This window comes from Gemmata sp. SH-PL17, from assembly GCF_001610855.1.
GTDB classification, from domain to species: domain Bacteria; phylum Planctomycetota; class Planctomycetia; order Gemmatales; family Gemmataceae; genus Gemmata; species Gemmata massiliana.
On the sequence record NZ_CP011271.1, the window covers coordinates 6,926,525 to 6,941,436 of the forward strand.

14 protein-coding genes and 1 tRNA gene are annotated in these 14,912 nt (G+C 64.9%); 1 reads left to right on the top strand and 14 read right to left on the bottom strand.

The genetic code is table 11. From position 1 onward, the window contains the following. Positions 1-29: 29 nt before the first annotated feature. From VT84_RS42035 to VT84_RS28600, 13 genes are all read right to left on the bottom strand, one after another. Positions 30-866 (bottom strand): bifunctional transcriptional activator/DNA repair enzyme AdaA, encoded by an 837-nt coding sequence (locus VT84_RS42035; protein ID WP_082841892.1) that lies wholly within the window; start codon positions 864-866, stop codon positions 30-32. Positions 867-1,097: 231 nt separating this feature from the next. Further along, positions 1,098-2,885, bottom strand: a complete 1,788-nt coding sequence (locus VT84_RS28545; protein WP_082841893.1) for a PQQ-binding-like beta-propeller repeat protein — start codon at positions 2,883-2,885, stop codon at positions 1,098-1,100. Positions 2,886-3,024: 139 nt separating this feature from the next. After that, positions 3,025-3,537, bottom strand: a complete 513-nt coding sequence (tadA, locus tag VT84_RS28550) for a tRNA adenosine(34) deaminase TadA (protein WP_082841894.1) — start codon at positions 3,535-3,537, stop codon at positions 3,025-3,027. Between the two features lie 98 nt (positions 3,538-3,635). After that, complete coding sequence (locus tag VT84_RS28555) at positions 3,636-5,810, bottom strand: hypothetical protein (protein WP_082841895.1); 2,175 nt, start codon at positions 5,808-5,810, stop codon at positions 3,636-3,638. Between the two features lie 58 nt (positions 5,811-5,868). Next, on the bottom strand, positions 5,869-6,594 hold the full coding sequence (locus VT84_RS28560) for a phospholipase D-like domain-containing protein (protein WP_082841896.1): 726 nt from the start codon (positions 6,592-6,594) through the stop codon (positions 5,869-5,871). Positions 6,595-6,663: 69 nt separating this feature from the next. Continuing rightward, on the bottom strand, positions 6,664-7,095 hold the full coding sequence (locus VT84_RS28565; protein WP_082841897.1) for a TIGR03067 domain-containing protein: 432 nt from the start codon (positions 7,093-7,095) through the stop codon (positions 6,664-6,666). Positions 7,096-7,141: 46 nt separating this feature from the next. Beyond that, complete coding sequence (locus VT84_RS28570; protein WP_162271877.1) at positions 7,142-8,179, bottom strand: polyprenyl synthetase family protein; 1,038 nt, start codon at positions 8,177-8,179, stop codon at positions 7,142-7,144. A 119-nt stretch (positions 8,180-8,298) separates the two neighbouring features. Next, the gene (moaC, locus tag VT84_RS28575; RefSeq protein ID WP_082841899.1) at positions 8,299-8,778 is read right to left on the bottom strand and encodes a cyclic pyranopterin monophosphate synthase MoaC; all 480 of its coding nucleotides are present in this window, start codon (positions 8,776-8,778) and stop codon (positions 8,299-8,301) included. Positions 8,779-8,838: 60 nt separating this feature from the next. Continuing rightward, positions 8,839-9,732: a hypothetical protein gene (locus tag VT84_RS28580; protein ID WP_082841900.1), complete on the bottom strand. Its 894-nt coding sequence runs from the start codon at positions 9,730-9,732 to the stop codon at positions 8,839-8,841. Positions 9,733-9,835: 103 nt separating this feature from the next. Beyond that, a complete protein-coding gene (locus VT84_RS28585; protein WP_082841901.1) occupies positions 9,836-10,453 on the bottom strand; it encodes an ATP-dependent Clp protease proteolytic subunit in 618 nt (205 codons plus the stop codon). Between the two features lie 238 nt (positions 10,454-10,691). Beyond that, on the bottom strand, positions 10,692-11,339 hold the full coding sequence (locus VT84_RS28590) for an ATP-dependent Clp protease proteolytic subunit (protein ID WP_204249658.1): 648 nt from the start codon (positions 11,337-11,339) through the stop codon (positions 10,692-10,694). Positions 11,340-11,453: 114 nt separating this feature from the next. Then, entirely contained in the window at positions 11,454-12,983 is a 1,530-nt protein-coding gene (gene tig / locus VT84_RS28595; RefSeq protein ID WP_157469909.1) for a trigger factor, read from the bottom strand. A 150-nt stretch (positions 12,984-13,133) separates the two neighbouring features. Further along, a tRNA-Gly gene (locus VT84_RS28600) sits at positions 13,134-13,205 on the bottom strand. 212 nt (positions 13,206-13,417) lie between these two features. Between VT84_RS28600 and VT84_RS28605 the strand changes: the two genes are divergently transcribed. Further along, the gene (locus VT84_RS28605) at positions 13,418-13,972 is read left to right on the top strand and encodes a Uma2 family endonuclease (protein WP_239465490.1); all 555 of its coding nucleotides are present in this window, start codon (positions 13,418-13,420) and stop codon (positions 13,970-13,972) included. A 75-nt stretch (positions 13,973-14,047) separates the two neighbouring features. Here VT84_RS28605 and VT84_RS28610 read toward each other — a convergent pair whose 3' ends face one another. Then, positions 14,048-14,896 carry a hypothetical protein gene (locus VT84_RS28610; protein ID WP_082841903.1) on the bottom strand — a complete coding sequence of 283 codons (849 nt, stop codon included), beginning with the start codon at positions 14,894-14,896 and terminating at the stop codon, positions 14,048-14,050. Positions 14,897-14,912: the final 16 nt, after the last annotated feature.

The following is a 14,912-nucleotide window of genomic DNA, read 5'->3' on the forward strand; positions in this document are numbered from 1 at the left end:
TCGCGGCCCCAGGGTTACGATGGGGCCGCTCAGCTCTTCTGCTCGGTCGCGAGCAGTTTCTTCTTGCGGTGGGCACCGCCGGCGTAGCCGTGGAGCTTGCCGTCGGTGCCGATGACGCGGTGGCACGGCACGATCACCGCGACCGGGTTGGTCGCACACGCGCGGGCCACGGCCCGCGCCGCGGTCGGTGCGCCGATCGCTTCGGCCACTTCGCGGTAGCTCCGCGTTTCGCCGTAGGGGATCGCGAGCAGCGCGTCCCACACGCGCCGCTGGAACGCGGTCGCGCGCACGTCGAGCGGAAGCTCAATGTGCGGTTGGTCGCCAGCGAGGTGCCGTTGCAGTTCCGCGAGCCACGGCTCCAGTTCACCGTCGTTGCGGTTAACGGCCGCGGCGGGGAACTCGGCCCGGAGAGCAGTTTCGGCCTGCGTAACACTGTCCGCGAAACTCAGCCAGCAGATCCCCTTCTCCGTTGCGGCCAGAAGCACCCACCCCAGATCACACTTCGCCGTGGTGAACCGGATCGCGACCGGGCCGCCCTTCTGGTACTGGCCCGGGGTCATGCCGAGTTGGTCCGCAGCGCGCTCGTAGAGCCGGCTACTGGACCCGTACCCGGCCGCGGTCATGGCGGTCGTCACGGTATCCCCTCCCCTAAGTTTCGTTTTGAGCCGGTCGAGCCGGCAGGCGTCCGCGAACCGGCGCGGGCTGAGGCCGACGACCCGTTTGAACACCCGCTGGAGGTGCGCGGGACTGAGACCGGCTTGCTTCCCCAGATGGGAGAGCGTTAACGGCGTTTCGAGATTGGCGCGAATGTAGTCGCACAGATCGGCGACGAGCGAAACGGTATCGGGATCAGCGACGGTCGGCATCGCGGTACCTCCGTGCTCACGATACCGCGGTGTGCGAGCGCGGGACTATCCGGTTCTTGCGCCCGACGAGAAATATGTGGCGCGATCGAGGTGAAGCTCGAGTACCAGTGGCACGAGGCAAATACGCCTTCACGGGAAAAACACACCCGCTCGTTAGCACTTGCGGTTCGCCAAGAACCTTCCGAGCGAACCGCAAGTGCTAACGAGCGGGTGGAGGAATGCGCCCGACTGTTACGGCTTCTTCGGCTCCGAATCACTATTGGCCCCGGGATCTTTCTTCGGTTCCGGGTTCTTCTTCGGCTCCGGATCTTTCTTCGGCTCGCTCTCCGCACCCTTGCCGGATTGCGTGCCCACACCGGTCACGTTGGCCCGGTTCACGTCGGGCGGCGGCCAGATGGTCACCGGCTTGGCGTACTTGGCGGCCGCGTCCCGGAGGCACACGATCAGCCCGTTATCGGCCGCGAGGTACACACGGTCCGACGCTGTGTTCACGATGTTGATGTTGAAATCGCTGAAGTTGGCCGACCCGAGCGGTACCGATTTCTGGCGCGCCGGGTCGGTGGGGCGCTTCGCGTCGTACACCAGGAACCGGCCCTGACGGTCGCGGATGTAAACGAGTTCCTCGTTCGCCCCGATGACCCGGTCCGCGCCGTTGTCCGAGCGCCAAACGATGTCGCCGGTGGCGCGATCCAGGCACACGACACCGGTGTTGTCGCCGGCCGCGTAGAGGTGCGTTTTCGTGACGAACGGGGAGTGGTTGTTGAGGCCCCCGGGGTTGGCGCGCCACTTGGGCGAGATCCCGCTGGCCAGGTTCCCGCCCGTCGCGTCGAGCGCGATCAGGGTGCCGTTGGAGAACGGCACGTAGTGGGTCGTTCCGCTCGCGACGGGCGCGGCCGGGATCGAAGACATGAGCCGCTCGCTCACCGCCGGCCGCTCCACCTTCTCCACCTTCTCGTCCTGGCGCGGCTTCCCGAGCGCGAAGATCACGTTATCGTCGGTCACCCCCCACACCCGCGTTTGCGTGAGCGTCAGCGGGTACAGGACCCGGGTGCTCAGCCCGTACTCCATCTGCAGAGCGGGCCCAACCGCCTTCGGGCGCAGGTCGCTCAGGAGCAGCGCACCGGCAACAGACGACGGGATGGTGCTCAGCGACGCCGATTGCTGAATGTACCGCCCCGACTCGCTCTGGATGCGGTACGGCTGCCGCAGCGACGGGACCACGCTGAGCGACGGGGCCGGCGCCCGGTTGTCGAGCGAGTACGGCGGGGTGATGCTCGGGAGCGCGCTCAGCGACGGGGTCTTCGACCCGCCCCCCCCGCCCACGGTCGCCCCGTTGGGGCGACCCACGGTCCGGGGCTCGAACGTATCACTCGGCACCGGATTCGTACCGGGGGCGTATCGGCCGAGCAGGTCGTCGACCGGGTTCGTACCCGCCCTCGTCGCGCCCTGTTTGAGCGGGTCGTTCTCGACCCGGGTCGGGCCGCTCGGGGTAATCGGCGGGGGCGTTTTGAACACCGCGATGCGGTGCGCGCCCACGTTCCCGGATCGCACGCCCAGAACGCAGTACACGGCCCAGTTGTCCGCGACCAGCCCGGTGGTCGGCGTGCTCCCGAGTTCCGCCACGAACTCCGTGACCCCGGTGTAACGGTAAAAAGCGTACAGCTTGGTGACGTGGGCGCAGAACACGAAGTTCTCATTGGCCGCGACCGGGAACGCGGTCCAGGGCGTGCCGTTGCCCAGTTGCGCGGTCCACTGCACGCGCCCGGTGCGCGCGTCGATGGCGGCGAGCGTCCCGGCCCGCGTCTGCACGAACACCTGGTCGCCGATCGTTTGGACCTGCGAGAGCGTGTCGCGGTTGCCCTCGACCGGGACCACCACGCTCCACTCGGTGCGGAGGTTCAGTCGGTCGAGCGCCGCCTTCTCCGGCGGGACCGCCTTCGAGTACACGCTATTCTGTTGGGCCGGTGCGGAGCCGGCCGCGAGTGCGAGGCCGACGACCGCGGCGAGACGATGCCACATAGATGCGACTCCGGTGCGGCGGGCACGAAACTTAACTTTTAGTCTAACAGCGCCCGACCGCGAACGTGAGCGCCGAACCGCGCGAACGGTCGACGAAGAATCCGAAGTTGGTGCGGGTGGCGCCGGTTGTGCGGGCCGGTCACTTCTTGCCCAACTCGCGTTTCCGGCGGAAGAAGTCGGTGAGGAGCGCGGAGCACCGGTCGGCGAGTACGCCACCGACGACCTCGGCCCGGTGGTTCAACCGCGGGTCACTCGCGATCTGGTAGAGCGTGTGGCAGGCTCCGGCCTTCGGGTCGGTGCAACCGTACACCACCATCGGCACCCGGGCCTGAACGATCCCCCCGGCGCACATCGGGCACGGTTCGAGTGTGACGTACAGGATGCACTTTTCCAGCCGCCACGATTTGAGCGCGGTGGCGGCCTGTGTGAGCGCGATCATCTCCGCGTGCGCGGTCGGGTCTTTGAGTTGCTCGCGCATGTTGTGCGCCTGCCCGATCGCCCCCAACTCCGGGTGAATGATGACCGCCCCGACCGGCACCTCGTCCTCTTGGGCGGCAGTGCCGGCCTCAACGAGCGCCGTCTCCATGTGGTGAACGTGGAACGGGTGCGCCGGGTCGGTGAACGCGAGGTCGAACGGGTTGAGTGAGTTCATACGTAACGAGTTGCGACAACTAAACGGTATCGGACACAGCCAACGCGATTCGTTGGCCGTGCCGCGAGCCTGAATGTCTTTGTAAGCGCGAAGTGGGGCTACTTCACCAGTTCGTTGAGCGTGTAGTACGCTTCCGGGTGGAGTACGGGTTCACCGGCACGGGACTTGGGACCGTCGAGACGGAACTCGTACACGCGGCCCTTCTTCAGCCCGCCCACCGGAACGGTGAGCGTTTTGCCATCTTTCGAGAGCACCGCGGCGCCGACCTTCTCGGCGCGGGTGTCCACTTCCGGGCCGCCGTAATCGCTCTTGTAGGCGTAGGTGTACGAACTCACCGACACGGGCTGTTGCCCGAGCGTCTTCGGGTCCAGCGGCTTGGTGAACGTGAGCGCGAAGCCGTCTTTCGTCAGATTAATGTGGTGAATGTCGCACGGCTCAACGCCCGTGTATGTGATCCGCTGGAGGCCGTAAGGCTTACCGCCGAGTGAGCCCCACCCGCGGTTCGTCTGCCCCGCGAACAGGCTCCCGTCCGGTGCGAAGCACAGCCGGTTCACCCCGCACTGCAAGCCGCTCCGGAACGGGAAGCACGCACCCTGGTACACGCCGTTCACTTGTTCCAGCGCCACGCGCATCACAACGGCGTTCGTCTGGTCCCCGACGAAGCACTGGCCCGCGTAGGGGCCGAATTTACCGTCCGTGGTGTCCCAGATCGGTTCGCTAACAGACTTCCCCATGCGCCCGTAGGGGAACCAGATGCACGGCGGGTCCAGGTCCGGGTACACCGGCGCCGGGCGCACCCACGGGATCGTTCGCCCGAGGTCGTTCCATTTCTTCTGCGAGGGTTGCGTCCCGTCGTACCACATCCCGCTCGCGACCTTCTCGGGCATTTTCCCCACGAACGGCGAGTCCTTCACCCACCGCAACCCGGCCGGGTGCCCGTAGAACGCGCCCTTTTTCAGGTGGTGCATCTTGTTCGTCACCGACCACTCGCCCTGGTTATCACAGTAGAAGAGTTCGCCGTCCGGCGCGAAGTTGATGCCGTTGGGCGAGCGCAGGCCGCAAGCGAAGGGCTCCATTTTGCCCTCGGGCGAGACCTTCACGCACCACCCGCGCCACGGGGCCTTCGACTGGTGCCCGCCGCCGAACCCGACGTTGAGCGTGATGAAGAAATTCCCCTGTTTGTCGCGCGCGGGGCCGAAGGCGTACTCGTGGTAGTCCCCCGATACGCCCCACTTGTCGCACACGGTCTGGTACTCGTCCGCGCGCCCGTCGCCGTCCGCGTCGATGAGCTTCGTCAGTTCGGGGCGCTGGATCACGAACACCGTGTTGTTGGACTCGACGAACATCCCGAGCGCTTCGTGCATCCCGGTCGCGAACTTCGTCATTTTGATGTCGGCGGGGTTCGGCGCGGTCGGGTTGTGGATCAGGTACACGTCCCCGCGCCGCGTGCAAGCGAGCAGTTTCCCGTCGGGCCGGAACGCCAGCCCGCCCACTTCCAGCACGCAGTCGTTCGCCAGGGGAATCGTGTCGATCCGGTACGACGCGGCTTCGTTCTTCGCGGCCGCCTGCGCGGACTCAACGACGTTCTTGGACGGGAAGTCGCGGTCGAGGCGCTTGCGGATCGTTTGCGGCACGATGTCTGGTAGTTCCGGGTTGACGTACACGGCCCACCCGCCCGCCTCCTGACACACCTTGATGAGCAGTTCGTTGGTCCCGGCCTTGATCTCGGCCACCGCTAGATCCTGGTCCGGCGCGGCCCCGCGGAAGTGCGCCTCGTGTAGCACGCGCTTGCCGTTCACGAACACGCTGATGGTGTCGTCGCTCCCGAGCGAGATGGGGAGCTTGAACGCCTTGGGTGACTCGAACGTGTGGTAGAGATACACCACCGCGTCCGTCGTCACGTCCGGGAACAGTCTCTGGAGGTTGGTGACCTTGCCCAGTCGGAACGTGTCGTACTCCTTCCAGGTCACTTTCGCGTCGGACTTGCCCGCGTAGGTCGCCTTCAGATCGACCTTCTTTTCGGGCGGGAACGCGAAGTCGAACCCGGTCTGGTTGATGTTGTCGAACGGACCCGCGAAGTACCACTTGCCTTCGAGTGTTGGTAGCTTGTGCGCTGCGAGCGTGGCACGCACGCTGTCCGGTCGGTTCCCCCTACTCACGTACTCGCCCGCGGGTTCCTTTGCCGGTTGCGCCGCGGGGACGAGCGCCTGAGACGGAACGAGAGCGACACCGGCCACCAGCGCGGCCGTGAGGAACGAATACAGGCGCGTCATCGCGGCTCCGGACGTGTGCGCGTGGCAGGATGCTTGAGGTGAGACCGAGTGTACCCGGTTAGAACCGGCTCCACAACCGAGCGAATTCGGCGGCAAACACAGCAATCAGGCTCGCGTCGGCGGTATCGACGATGTTCTCGAAATTCAGGTCGGCCGCGCCGCGGGTCCAGTTGTAGCTGCCGTTCAGGAGCCGCGTGCCGTCGAAGATCGCGAACTTGTGGTGCATGTGCCCGTTGAGCCCGGTGTCCGCGTGCCCGTGCATGTCATCGGTCTTCACGGCGATACCGGCTTCGCGGAACTTCTGAATATCCGAGCCAGCGTCGTGCTGCTTCTCGTTGTCCGTGATGACCCGCACGACCACCTTGCGCCGGTGCGCGTCGAGGATCGCGCGCGAAATGCGGTCGTCCGTGATCGTGAACACGCACACGTCCGCGGTCCGGCGACACTGGCTGAAGCGGTGAAGGATTTGCTGGAGGCACTGTTCGCCCGGCGCGAAGAACGCTTCGTCTTGCCCGGCCGCGGGCACACCAGACGCTTGAACGGCCGGGGCGAGCGGCGCGAGCACCTTCATCACGTCTTCGAGCCACTCCACCAGTTCGGCAGACGCGGGGTCGGCGATCGCCCGGCGCACGACCTCGAACGCGGAGTGCCGAACCAGCCCGCGGTGCTGGTCGGTCTTCACGTTCTTTGCCAACCAGTCCGTGAGTGCGGATTTCTCGCCGCCGGAGAGCTTGCGGTCAGCGAGCGATTGCGTGAGGAAGCGGTCGAGGTCTTCGGGGTTCATGCGAGATATTGTAATGAACCCGGTCGCGAAGAGAGTGAGATCGGGGGAAGAGGCGAGTAGCTGCTCGAACTACTTCTTTCGCTTCATGACGAATAACGAGTGATCCGTCCGAGGCCGAGTTTTGAACTCCTTCGGACGGTCATCTGCCGGCCCGACGCACAGTTTAAAGTCGTCCCCATCCAATTCGTAAATCCCAATTTGGCGGGTCTTGCCTCGGATGAAATCAAGTTGCCGCGGGGTCTTGCTCGCGTCCAGCTCGAAAATCGCCTCCTTGCCCAACAAGATCGATTTATCACCAGAGAAAACAATCTTGGCACCAGTGAGAAAACCGGGAGGAGGAGGTTCGCCGTTGGACTCTGCGGAAACAATCTCCCATTCTCCTTGGAGAGATGCGTGATCTTTCTTCGCACGCTCGTCCTGTATTTTTTGAGAGCAAGCCGGTACTAAGGTAAGAAAGCAGACCGCGCTCACCCACAGGAAGAAACGCATCGCGTAGACCACTGTTGTCTCCGGGTGATCGGGTTTCGTGTGACGCGCTGTCCCGCTCTTACTTCTCCCGGCGGATGCTCCACTCCGCGATCGCTTCCAGGATCGCGCGGCACTCGTTGCGCGGGAGGCACTCCAACTCTTGCTTCGCGGCGCGGGCGAGTTCCTCAGCCCGGCGTTTTGCGAAAGCGATGGACTGCGTCTTTTCCAACGCTTGCAGGACACGCACCCCAAGCCCCTCCGCGTTGGTGCGGATCGCGTCGCGGAGCTTCGCGGACTCGGTCGGCGCGAGGCGGTTCAGGCAGTGGATGACCGGGAGCGTGAGCTTCTGCTGTTCGAGGTCGGTGCCGAGGGTCTTGCCCGCCGCGTCCTCGGTGCCCACGAGGTCGAGCAGGTCGTCCGCGATCTGGAACGCCAGCCCCAGCGACCGCCCGTAGTTCCCGAGCTTCGCCGCCACGTCTTCGGACGCGCCCGCGTAGAGCGCCCCGAGCCGCCCGCAGCACTCGGTCAGCGCCGCGGTCTTACCGTCGATGATGGCGAAGTAGTCGGCCTCGGTCAGTTCGAGGTTCCCGCGCTCGGTAACCTGCCGAAGTTCCCCGGCGCACACGCGGTTGGTCACCTCGCCCGTAATTTGGCACGCGCGCCCGTCGACCGTGCTGGTCAGGTGGAAGGCGTGTGTGAACAGCATATCGCCGAGCAGAATGCTGACCTTATTGCCCCACCCGGAGTTGACCGTGGGGGCGTGCCGGCGCATGTCGGCCTCGTCGAGCACGTCGTCGTGAACGAGGGTCGCGGTGTGGATCATCTCCATTGCCGCGGCGAGCGTATGGTGCGCGGGCGCGATCTTCCCGACCGCTTTGGCCGTGAGGAGCAATAGCGCCGGGCGGAGCCGCTTCCCGCGGTAGTGTTTGAGGTGCTCGATGAGTGGCCCGAACGGACCGCGGTGGGGCGCCAGCGTACTGTCGAAGATGCGTTCGGCTTCTGCAATATCCGCCGCGACCGGGGCGAACGCCAAACCCGCGGCCTTCGAGCCGGATCGGTGAGTGGGATCGATCCCCGGAGCGGTTCCGCCAGTAGTAGCGGGCGAAACGGTTGCCATTGCGGTCCCCATCGCGCGGCCCTCCCGCATTTCCGGTGCGTGCCGCAACCCGGAAAGCATACGCCCGTGATGCCGACCGTCAATTGCAACCGCGGGCACGACTCCCGGGTCGCACGGAGTTACGCCGGGTCGCGAACGAAGTGTCCGCTCTTCCCGCCGTCCTTCTCTTCCAGCCGGACCGCCTCGATCACCATCGCGCGGTCGGCGGCTTTGCACATGTCGTACACCGTCAGGGCTGCTACGGTAACCGCAGTCAGGGCCTCCATTTCAACACCCGTTCGGGCGAAAACTGTGACCGCGGACTCGATCCGCAGCGAATCCCCCGTCGGGAACGTGAAATCGAGCTTCACGGACGTCAGCGGGAGCGGGTGGCATAACGGGATCAGGTCGGCGGTCTTCTTCGCCGCCATGATCCCCGCGAGCCGGGCCACTTCGAGCACGTCGCCCTTGGAAACCTGCTTGTCCCGAATGAGAGCGAGTGTGGCCGGCAGCATGCGCACGACCGCCGACGCCCGGGCCACGCGGTGCGTTTCGGCCTTCGCCCCCACATCGACCATACGGGACGCGCCGGACTCGTCGAAATGCGACAGTGTGGACATGGCACCACTTGTAACGCGAGACGTTCGTGAATGCGCCAACTGAACCGAACCCGTGCCATTTTATGGTTTTACGGGCGGTAGCAGCCGCGCGCCGCGTTCGCCACTGGAGGGCGCGGGGGTGGGGAGTTCTTCCGCGCCGGGTGGGATCGCGGGCGGTACACCGGGAGGGGGCATTTCCGGGAAGACCGGCTGGCGCCCGTTCCCGCCGCTTCCGGGCGGGATCGGAATCGTGGGCACGCGCGGCCCCTCGGAACCGGACGGGTGCGGGTACGGCAGCACGTTCCCGGCTCCCGCACGCGGCGGAGCGGGTGGTTTCACGGTAATATCACGATCCGCCTCGAACGTGCGACCGTCCGTGGTCACTAAGCGCACAGCGACCCGAACGCGATCCGAACTCGGGAGCGTCTGCCACGGTACCGCGACGAAGTACCCCGTGCTAATAAGGCCGCTCTTCCACGTCGGGCGGAGCTTGTCGGCCGAGATGTTCCACGACCCGATGGGGTTCTTCAACCCCGCAGGGGTGATCTCCCACGCCGCAACCAAAGCCCGCGCCGGAACCTTCACCGCGGACCCGTCCTCGTCCCGCGGTACGATCACAACGAGCAGTCCCTCGTCGCCGGGAACGCCGTCGTCATCGACGCCGCCGGTTCCGCGTGCGATCGCGAGTTCCTTCACCGGGAAGTACGCGCTCCCCCCGGTGACGGCTCCGGGTTGCGGACCGGACGCAGGGGCGGGGCGCTGAGAGGCTTCGTAAGCGCGAAGCAGGTTGCGCGACTGATCGAGCGCGGCCCGCGTGTCCGCGAGTTCTTTCTCGCGCGTGCGGATTTCCGCTTCGAGCAGGTCGTACCGGTTGTTGGTTTTACAACCCGTGAGAAATGCGAACGTGATACAGACGACCCCACCGGCCGCAACGCGGTGCGTGAACCAGCGCGGGTTCCGCCAGTGGTGTCGCATCCTGCTTCCCAAAAACCTAACCCCCTCCCCCTCCCGTTCTTCGAGAGGGGGCAGACAATTTCCTGTGCTCGCGCCGGTTCGGAACGAGAGGGGGCGGTTCTCCTTAATCCCCCGTCGGGCGGCTGGCGAGGGCTTCCGCCGGCATCCGCTCCAGAACCTTGTCGACCAGACCGAAGTCGCGGGCCTCTTGCGCGGACATGAAGTTGTCGCGGTCGGTGCCCTTCGCGATCGCCTCGACCGGCTGACCGCTGTGCTTGGCCATCAGCTTGTTCAGCGTGTCCTTCGTGCGGAGGAACTCCTTCGCGTGGATGAGGATCTCTTCCGCGGTGCCCTCGCTCCCGGCGCTGGGCTGGTGGATCATCACGCGGGCGTGCGGCAGGGCGTACCGCTTACCCTTCGTCCCGGCCGTCAGGAGCATCGCGCCCATGCTGGCGGCCTGGCCCATGCAGTACGTCGCCACGTCGCACGTGATGAACTGCATGGTGTCGTAGATCGCCATGCCCGCGGTGACGCTCCCGCCGGGGCTGTTGATGTAAAGGCTGATGTCGCGCTTCGGGTCTTCAAACTGGAGGTACAGCATCTGCGCGACGATCAGGTTCGCCATGTCGTCCTGGACCACGCCCTGAAGGAAGATGATCCGGTCCTTCAAGAGGCGGCTGTAGATGTCGTAGGCGCGTTCTTCGCGGCCCCGGCTCTCCACGACGATCGGTACGAGCGGCATGTTCGGTCCTCCGAGCGAAGCGCCGCGCCCTCAGTATCGGGCGGGCGGGTCGCGGGTGATGAGCGGTGTCTCTGAGTGTTAGTCGCGCGCGCCCGTGGCGTGGCGGACTTGCGGTAGAAGCGCGGGAAGCGGGGTGCGGGGTGCGGAGCGAAAGCAACGGGCAGCGGGCGGTGGCTCGTTCCCGTTTTTTGCTTTTCGCTTCAGTTCCGCGCCCCACGATCCGGGTCCCGCGTCGGATTTACTTCTTGGGTTCGGGGCGCGAGAGCACCTCGTCCACGAGACCGAACGACTTGGCCTCGTCCGCGTGGTAGTACTTGTCCCGGTCGGTTTCCTTGGCGATGACCTCGAGCGGTTGGCCGGTGTGCTTGGCCAGGATCTCGTTGAGCCGCTGGCGCTCCTTGATGATCTCGTTGGCCTGGATCTCGATGTCCGAGACCTGCCCGCCGACCTGCCCGTAGGGCTGGTGGATCATCACCTTGGAGTTCGGCAGCGCGTACCGCTTGCCCTTGCTCCCGGCCGCGAGCAGCACGGCCGCACCGCTGGCCGCCAGGCCCATGCAGTACGTGTGGATCGGGGCCTCGATGAACTGCATCGTGTCGTAGATCGCGAGCGTGGCGGAGACGGACCCGCCGGGGCTGTTGATGTACATGTGGATGTCCGCGGTCTTGTTCTCGTACTGGAGGAACAAGAGGCGCTGGATCACGAAGCTCGCCATCAGGTCGGTGATGACCGGGCTGCCCAGATCCTGACCGGCCCCGAGGAAGATGATCCGGTTGTCCATGAGCAGGTCGGCGATGCCGACCGTGCGCTGGCGCGAGGTCTGGCCGCGCTGGAGCGTCGGCTCGAAGGTGCGGGCCGCGGCCATCGGTTCAAACGGTGAGAACATGATTTTGGCCTTCCGAGCTGAGCCGTTCGACCGCGACCCGGCGCGGAGCCATTACGCTCTCGCGCCGGGTCGCGGCGAAACAAGAATGGGGTCACTAACACTGTACGCAGGAGGTCAACTGGCGCTGTCGGCCTTCGGTTCGCCCTCGGCCGGGGCGGGCGTCTCGGGCTCGGGGAGCACGGCCTGTTCGACGGTCGCGACCTCGCCCGGCTGCTCGTCCGCCTTCAGATCGTAGTCTTCGTAGGTCGCGTTGGTGATAATCAGGTCCAGCGCCTTGCGCTCGAGCAGGTCGGCCGCGACCGCTTCCAGCAGGTCTTCTTTTTCGAGCCGGGCCTTCACCTTGCGGAAGCTCTCGCCCGACTGCTCCGCGATGCGGTCGATTTCGACGTCGATGTCCTCTTCCTCGATCTCGATCTTCTCGACCTCGGCGATCTTCTGGAGCACGAAGTGCTCCTTGAGCGCGTCGGCCGTGCTCTTGAGCACGTCCTGTTCGAGCACCCGGCGCCGGCCCTGGATCTGCTCGTCGGTCATGCCCGCGTTCCGCATCTCCATGACCTTGCGGGCGAGCGTCTTACGGGCCTGCTTGCGCAGCATGTCTTGCGGCAGATCCCACGCCGCGGCCGACGCGATCGTTTGCAGAACCTGTTCGCGGGCCGAGCGGCGCTGGCTGTACTCGAGGCGCCGGTCCAGAACCGCTTGCACGAGTTCGGTGAAGGCGTCCGGCGTGCTGACGCCGAAGGAGCCTTCCAGAAGCTCCTGCGTCACTTCCGGCTGGCGCGTGGTCTTCACGTCCTTCACGGTAAAGGTCGCTTGCACCGTCGCCCCGCGGAGTTGCTCCGAGGCCGTTTCCTTGGAGAGCGTAATATCGACCACGCGCACGTCGCCGGGCTTGGCGCCCTTCATCTTCGCGCCGAAGCTCGTGGCGACGCCGTCGGAGAGAGCGAGTTGCGGCTCGACCTTAACCTGGACCTCGTCGAGCTTGTTGATGTCCTTGCCGTTGAAGGCGATCGTGACGTCCGCGGTCACGGTGTCGAACAGGTCAACGACGGCCGGTTCCTTCGGAACGATCTGGCCGTAGGGCTCGAGCAGCCGCTTCTTTTCGGCCTCGACCTCGTCCGCGGTGTAGGTGTGGACCGGGCGGCGGAGCTTGATGCCCTTGTACTCGGGCAGGTCGAACTCGGGGCGCACTTCAATATCGAACTCGTAAACGAACGGCCCTTCCTTCGGGATGTTCACGAGCGTCGGGTCGAATTCCGGCGGGCTGAGCGGCGCGATCGCCTGGTCTTCCGCGAGCTGTTCGAGGCTCGCCATGAGAACCTGCGACTTGATCTCTTCCGCGACGCTCTCGTAGTACTGTTTCTCGATCATCTTGCGCGGCGCTTTGCCGGGCCGGAACCCGCGCACCTGCGGCTGGTCGCTCCGCGTCAGTTCGGTGAACTTCTCATCGAACCGCTTGTCGATGGCCCCGCGATCGACGGTGACCTTCACGTGCTTCTTGCACGGCCCCACGTCCTTGATCTCGACCGCCTGCTGGAGCTTAACGTCCGCCTCGGCAGCGACTTCGGCACCGGCGATCTCGGCGAGCGCGGTCGCCGTGACGTCGTCCTTTGGGGCCTCGGTGGTTGGGGTTGTTTCGTCGGCCATCGCAATATCCTCCGTCGGTGAAGCCGAACTCGTGCCGTATATGAGTCGCCTTAAAACGACAAACCGGGAAGTTGGGGCAGCGGGATTATATACCCGCCGTAAGCCCGCGACTTCCCGGCCCTTGCGCGCTCGCGCGCCACATTAAATCAGAGCGGGTGATGGGACTTGAACCCACGACAACCTCGTTGGCAACGAGGTACTCTACCACTGAGTTACACCCGCACTTGTCATCCCGGCACTCCCATTTCTAGGTACGTGCCATCGCGGTTTCAAGTGGAGAATATTTGAAGTAGGTGAGGTGGACAGTGGGCACTCTGGAGAAAACTTGCAGGGTAATCCGGCGGGTACGGTATTTGAAGTGAAAATGTGTGCCGAATTGTTGACCTCGCCTCCGGCAAATAATGACGTTACGCTCGGTGTTTGAGGAGGCTCCCGTGACGACCAAACCACCCGCAATTCCCGTTCGCTCATTTCGGTTCAGTCGCGAACAGTACCACCACCTCGGTGAGCTGGGATTCTTCGACGGAAAACGGGTCGAACTCATCCGCGGCGAGATTCTCGAAATGAGCCCGATCAACTGGCCCCACCAGCTCGGGAAAATCAAACTCGCCCGGGCGCTGAGTTCGGCCTTCGCGGGAATTGGCTGGGTGAACGAACAGGGGCCGCTCGCGACAGGTGATTCCGAACCACAGCCGGACGTGGCCGTAATTCCCGGCCGCCCCGAAGACTATGCCGAGCACCCTCGAACCGCGTTACTCGTTGTCGAAGTCGCGGACACCACTCTGGCCGACGACACCACAACGAAAGCGGAACTGTACGCGACGGCCGGGATCGCGGACTATTGGGTGCTCGACCTCAACGGGCGCCAGCTTCACGTGTTCCGCGATCCGCAACTACTACCGCACGCACTCGACGCCACCGCATACCGCACGCACGACGTCCTGCAACCGACGGACTCCGTTTCCCCACTCGCGGCGCCGACCGTGTGATTCTGGTAGCCGATCTGCTGCCATAAAACGAAAACGGCCGGCTTTCGGCCGCTGTTTCCATTCACTCACATCGCGTTACTTGTCGATCGAATCTTCGGCGTAGGTGCTCTCGTACACGAACTTGGTGCCCTCGCCCTGGTGGTTCGCAAGTTCGGCCTTCGCGGAGAGGCGCGACGCCTGGTACTTGCCCGCGACCGTGTTGAAGTACACGTCACCGGTCCACAACATCGGCACCAGCGGAACTTGCTCGCTGGTCGCCTTCGGCGGGGCCTTCAGCGCCGTTTCCACGCCCACGATGAGGTAGCCGTCCTTCAAGCCCTTGCTCGTGTACTTCTGGGTGAAATCGTAGTTCTCACCGGTGCCGTTCGGCGGATCGATCTTCAGCCCGAACGGGCGGTCCCACGACTTGCCCGCGTCCGGCAGCGCGTCCGGCAGCACGAGGCGGAACGGCAACTCTGCTTGCAGGCGCGACGCGGAGCCGGTCTTCGCATCTTTGACTTCGATGAGCTTGCCCTGGGCGTCCATCCGCACGGTAACGATCGGCTTGTTCAGGTACGCTTCCATGTTCTTCGCGTCTTCGGGCTTGGCCGAATCGGTCGTTAGCGTCATGCCGTCGGGCTGACGGATCACGCTCTTCATCTCGCTGATGCTCATTTCGAGCGTCGCGACGCCCTCTTTGTCCACGTCCTTCACGGTCCACTTGCGAACGAGCGTGAGGTTCGTGCCGGACTCGCTCGTAACCGGTTTCTCAGTCTTCTCGTCGAGAACCGTTTCCTTCACTGTCGTGGACTGAATGACGCGGTACGCGAGCACCTTCCCCGGCTCCCACTTGAACCGCGGCGCGGCCGGCGCGGGTGCCGGGGGTTGTCCGAGCGCCGGGAGGGCAGTCGAGAACGCGAGTGCCAAAACCGTAAATCGCAACATGATGGGCCTCCCGCAC

Coding starts and splice junctions, on each gene's coding strand:
- VT84_RS42035 (WP_082841892.1), bottom strand. CDS start 866: ATGCCGACCGTCGCTGATCCCGATACCGTTTCGCTCGTCGCCGATCTG.
- VT84_RS28545 (WP_082841893.1), bottom strand. CDS start 2,885: ATGTGGCATCGTCTCGCCGCGGTCGTCGGCCTCGCACTCGCGGCCGGC.
- tadA (WP_082841894.1), bottom strand. CDS start 3,537: ATGAACTCACTCAACCCGTTCGACCTCGCGTTCACCGACCCGGCGCAC.
- VT84_RS28555 (WP_082841895.1), bottom strand. CDS start 5,810: ATGACGCGCCTGTATTCGTTCCTCACGGCCGCGCTGGTGGCCGGTGTC.
- VT84_RS28560 (WP_082841896.1), bottom strand. CDS start 6,594: ATGAACCCCGAAGACCTCGACCGCTTCCTCACGCAATCGCTCGCTGAC.
- VT84_RS28570 (WP_162271877.1), bottom strand. CDS start 8,179: ATGGCAACCGTTTCGCCCGCTACTACTGGCGGAACCGCTCCGGGGATC.
- moaC (WP_082841899.1), bottom strand. CDS start 8,778: ATGTCCACACTGTCGCATTTCGACGAGTCCGGCGCGTCCCGTATGGTC.
- VT84_RS28580 (WP_082841900.1), bottom strand. CDS start 9,732: ATGCGACACCACTGGCGGAACCCGCGCTGGTTCACGCACCGCGTTGCG.
- VT84_RS28585 (WP_082841901.1), bottom strand. CDS start 10,453: ATGCCGCTCGTACCGATCGTCGTGGAGAGCCGGGGCCGCGAAGAACGC.
- VT84_RS28590 (WP_204249658.1), bottom strand. CDS start 11,339: ATGTTCTCACCGTTTGAACCGATGGCCGCGGCCCGCACCTTCGAGCCG.
- tig (WP_157469909.1), bottom strand. CDS start 12,983: ATGGCCGACGAAACAACCCCAACCACCGAGGCCCCAAAGGACGACGTC.
- VT84_RS28610 (WP_082841903.1), bottom strand. CDS start 14,896: ATGTTGCGATTTACGGTTTTGGCACTCGCGTTCTCGACTGCCCTCCCG.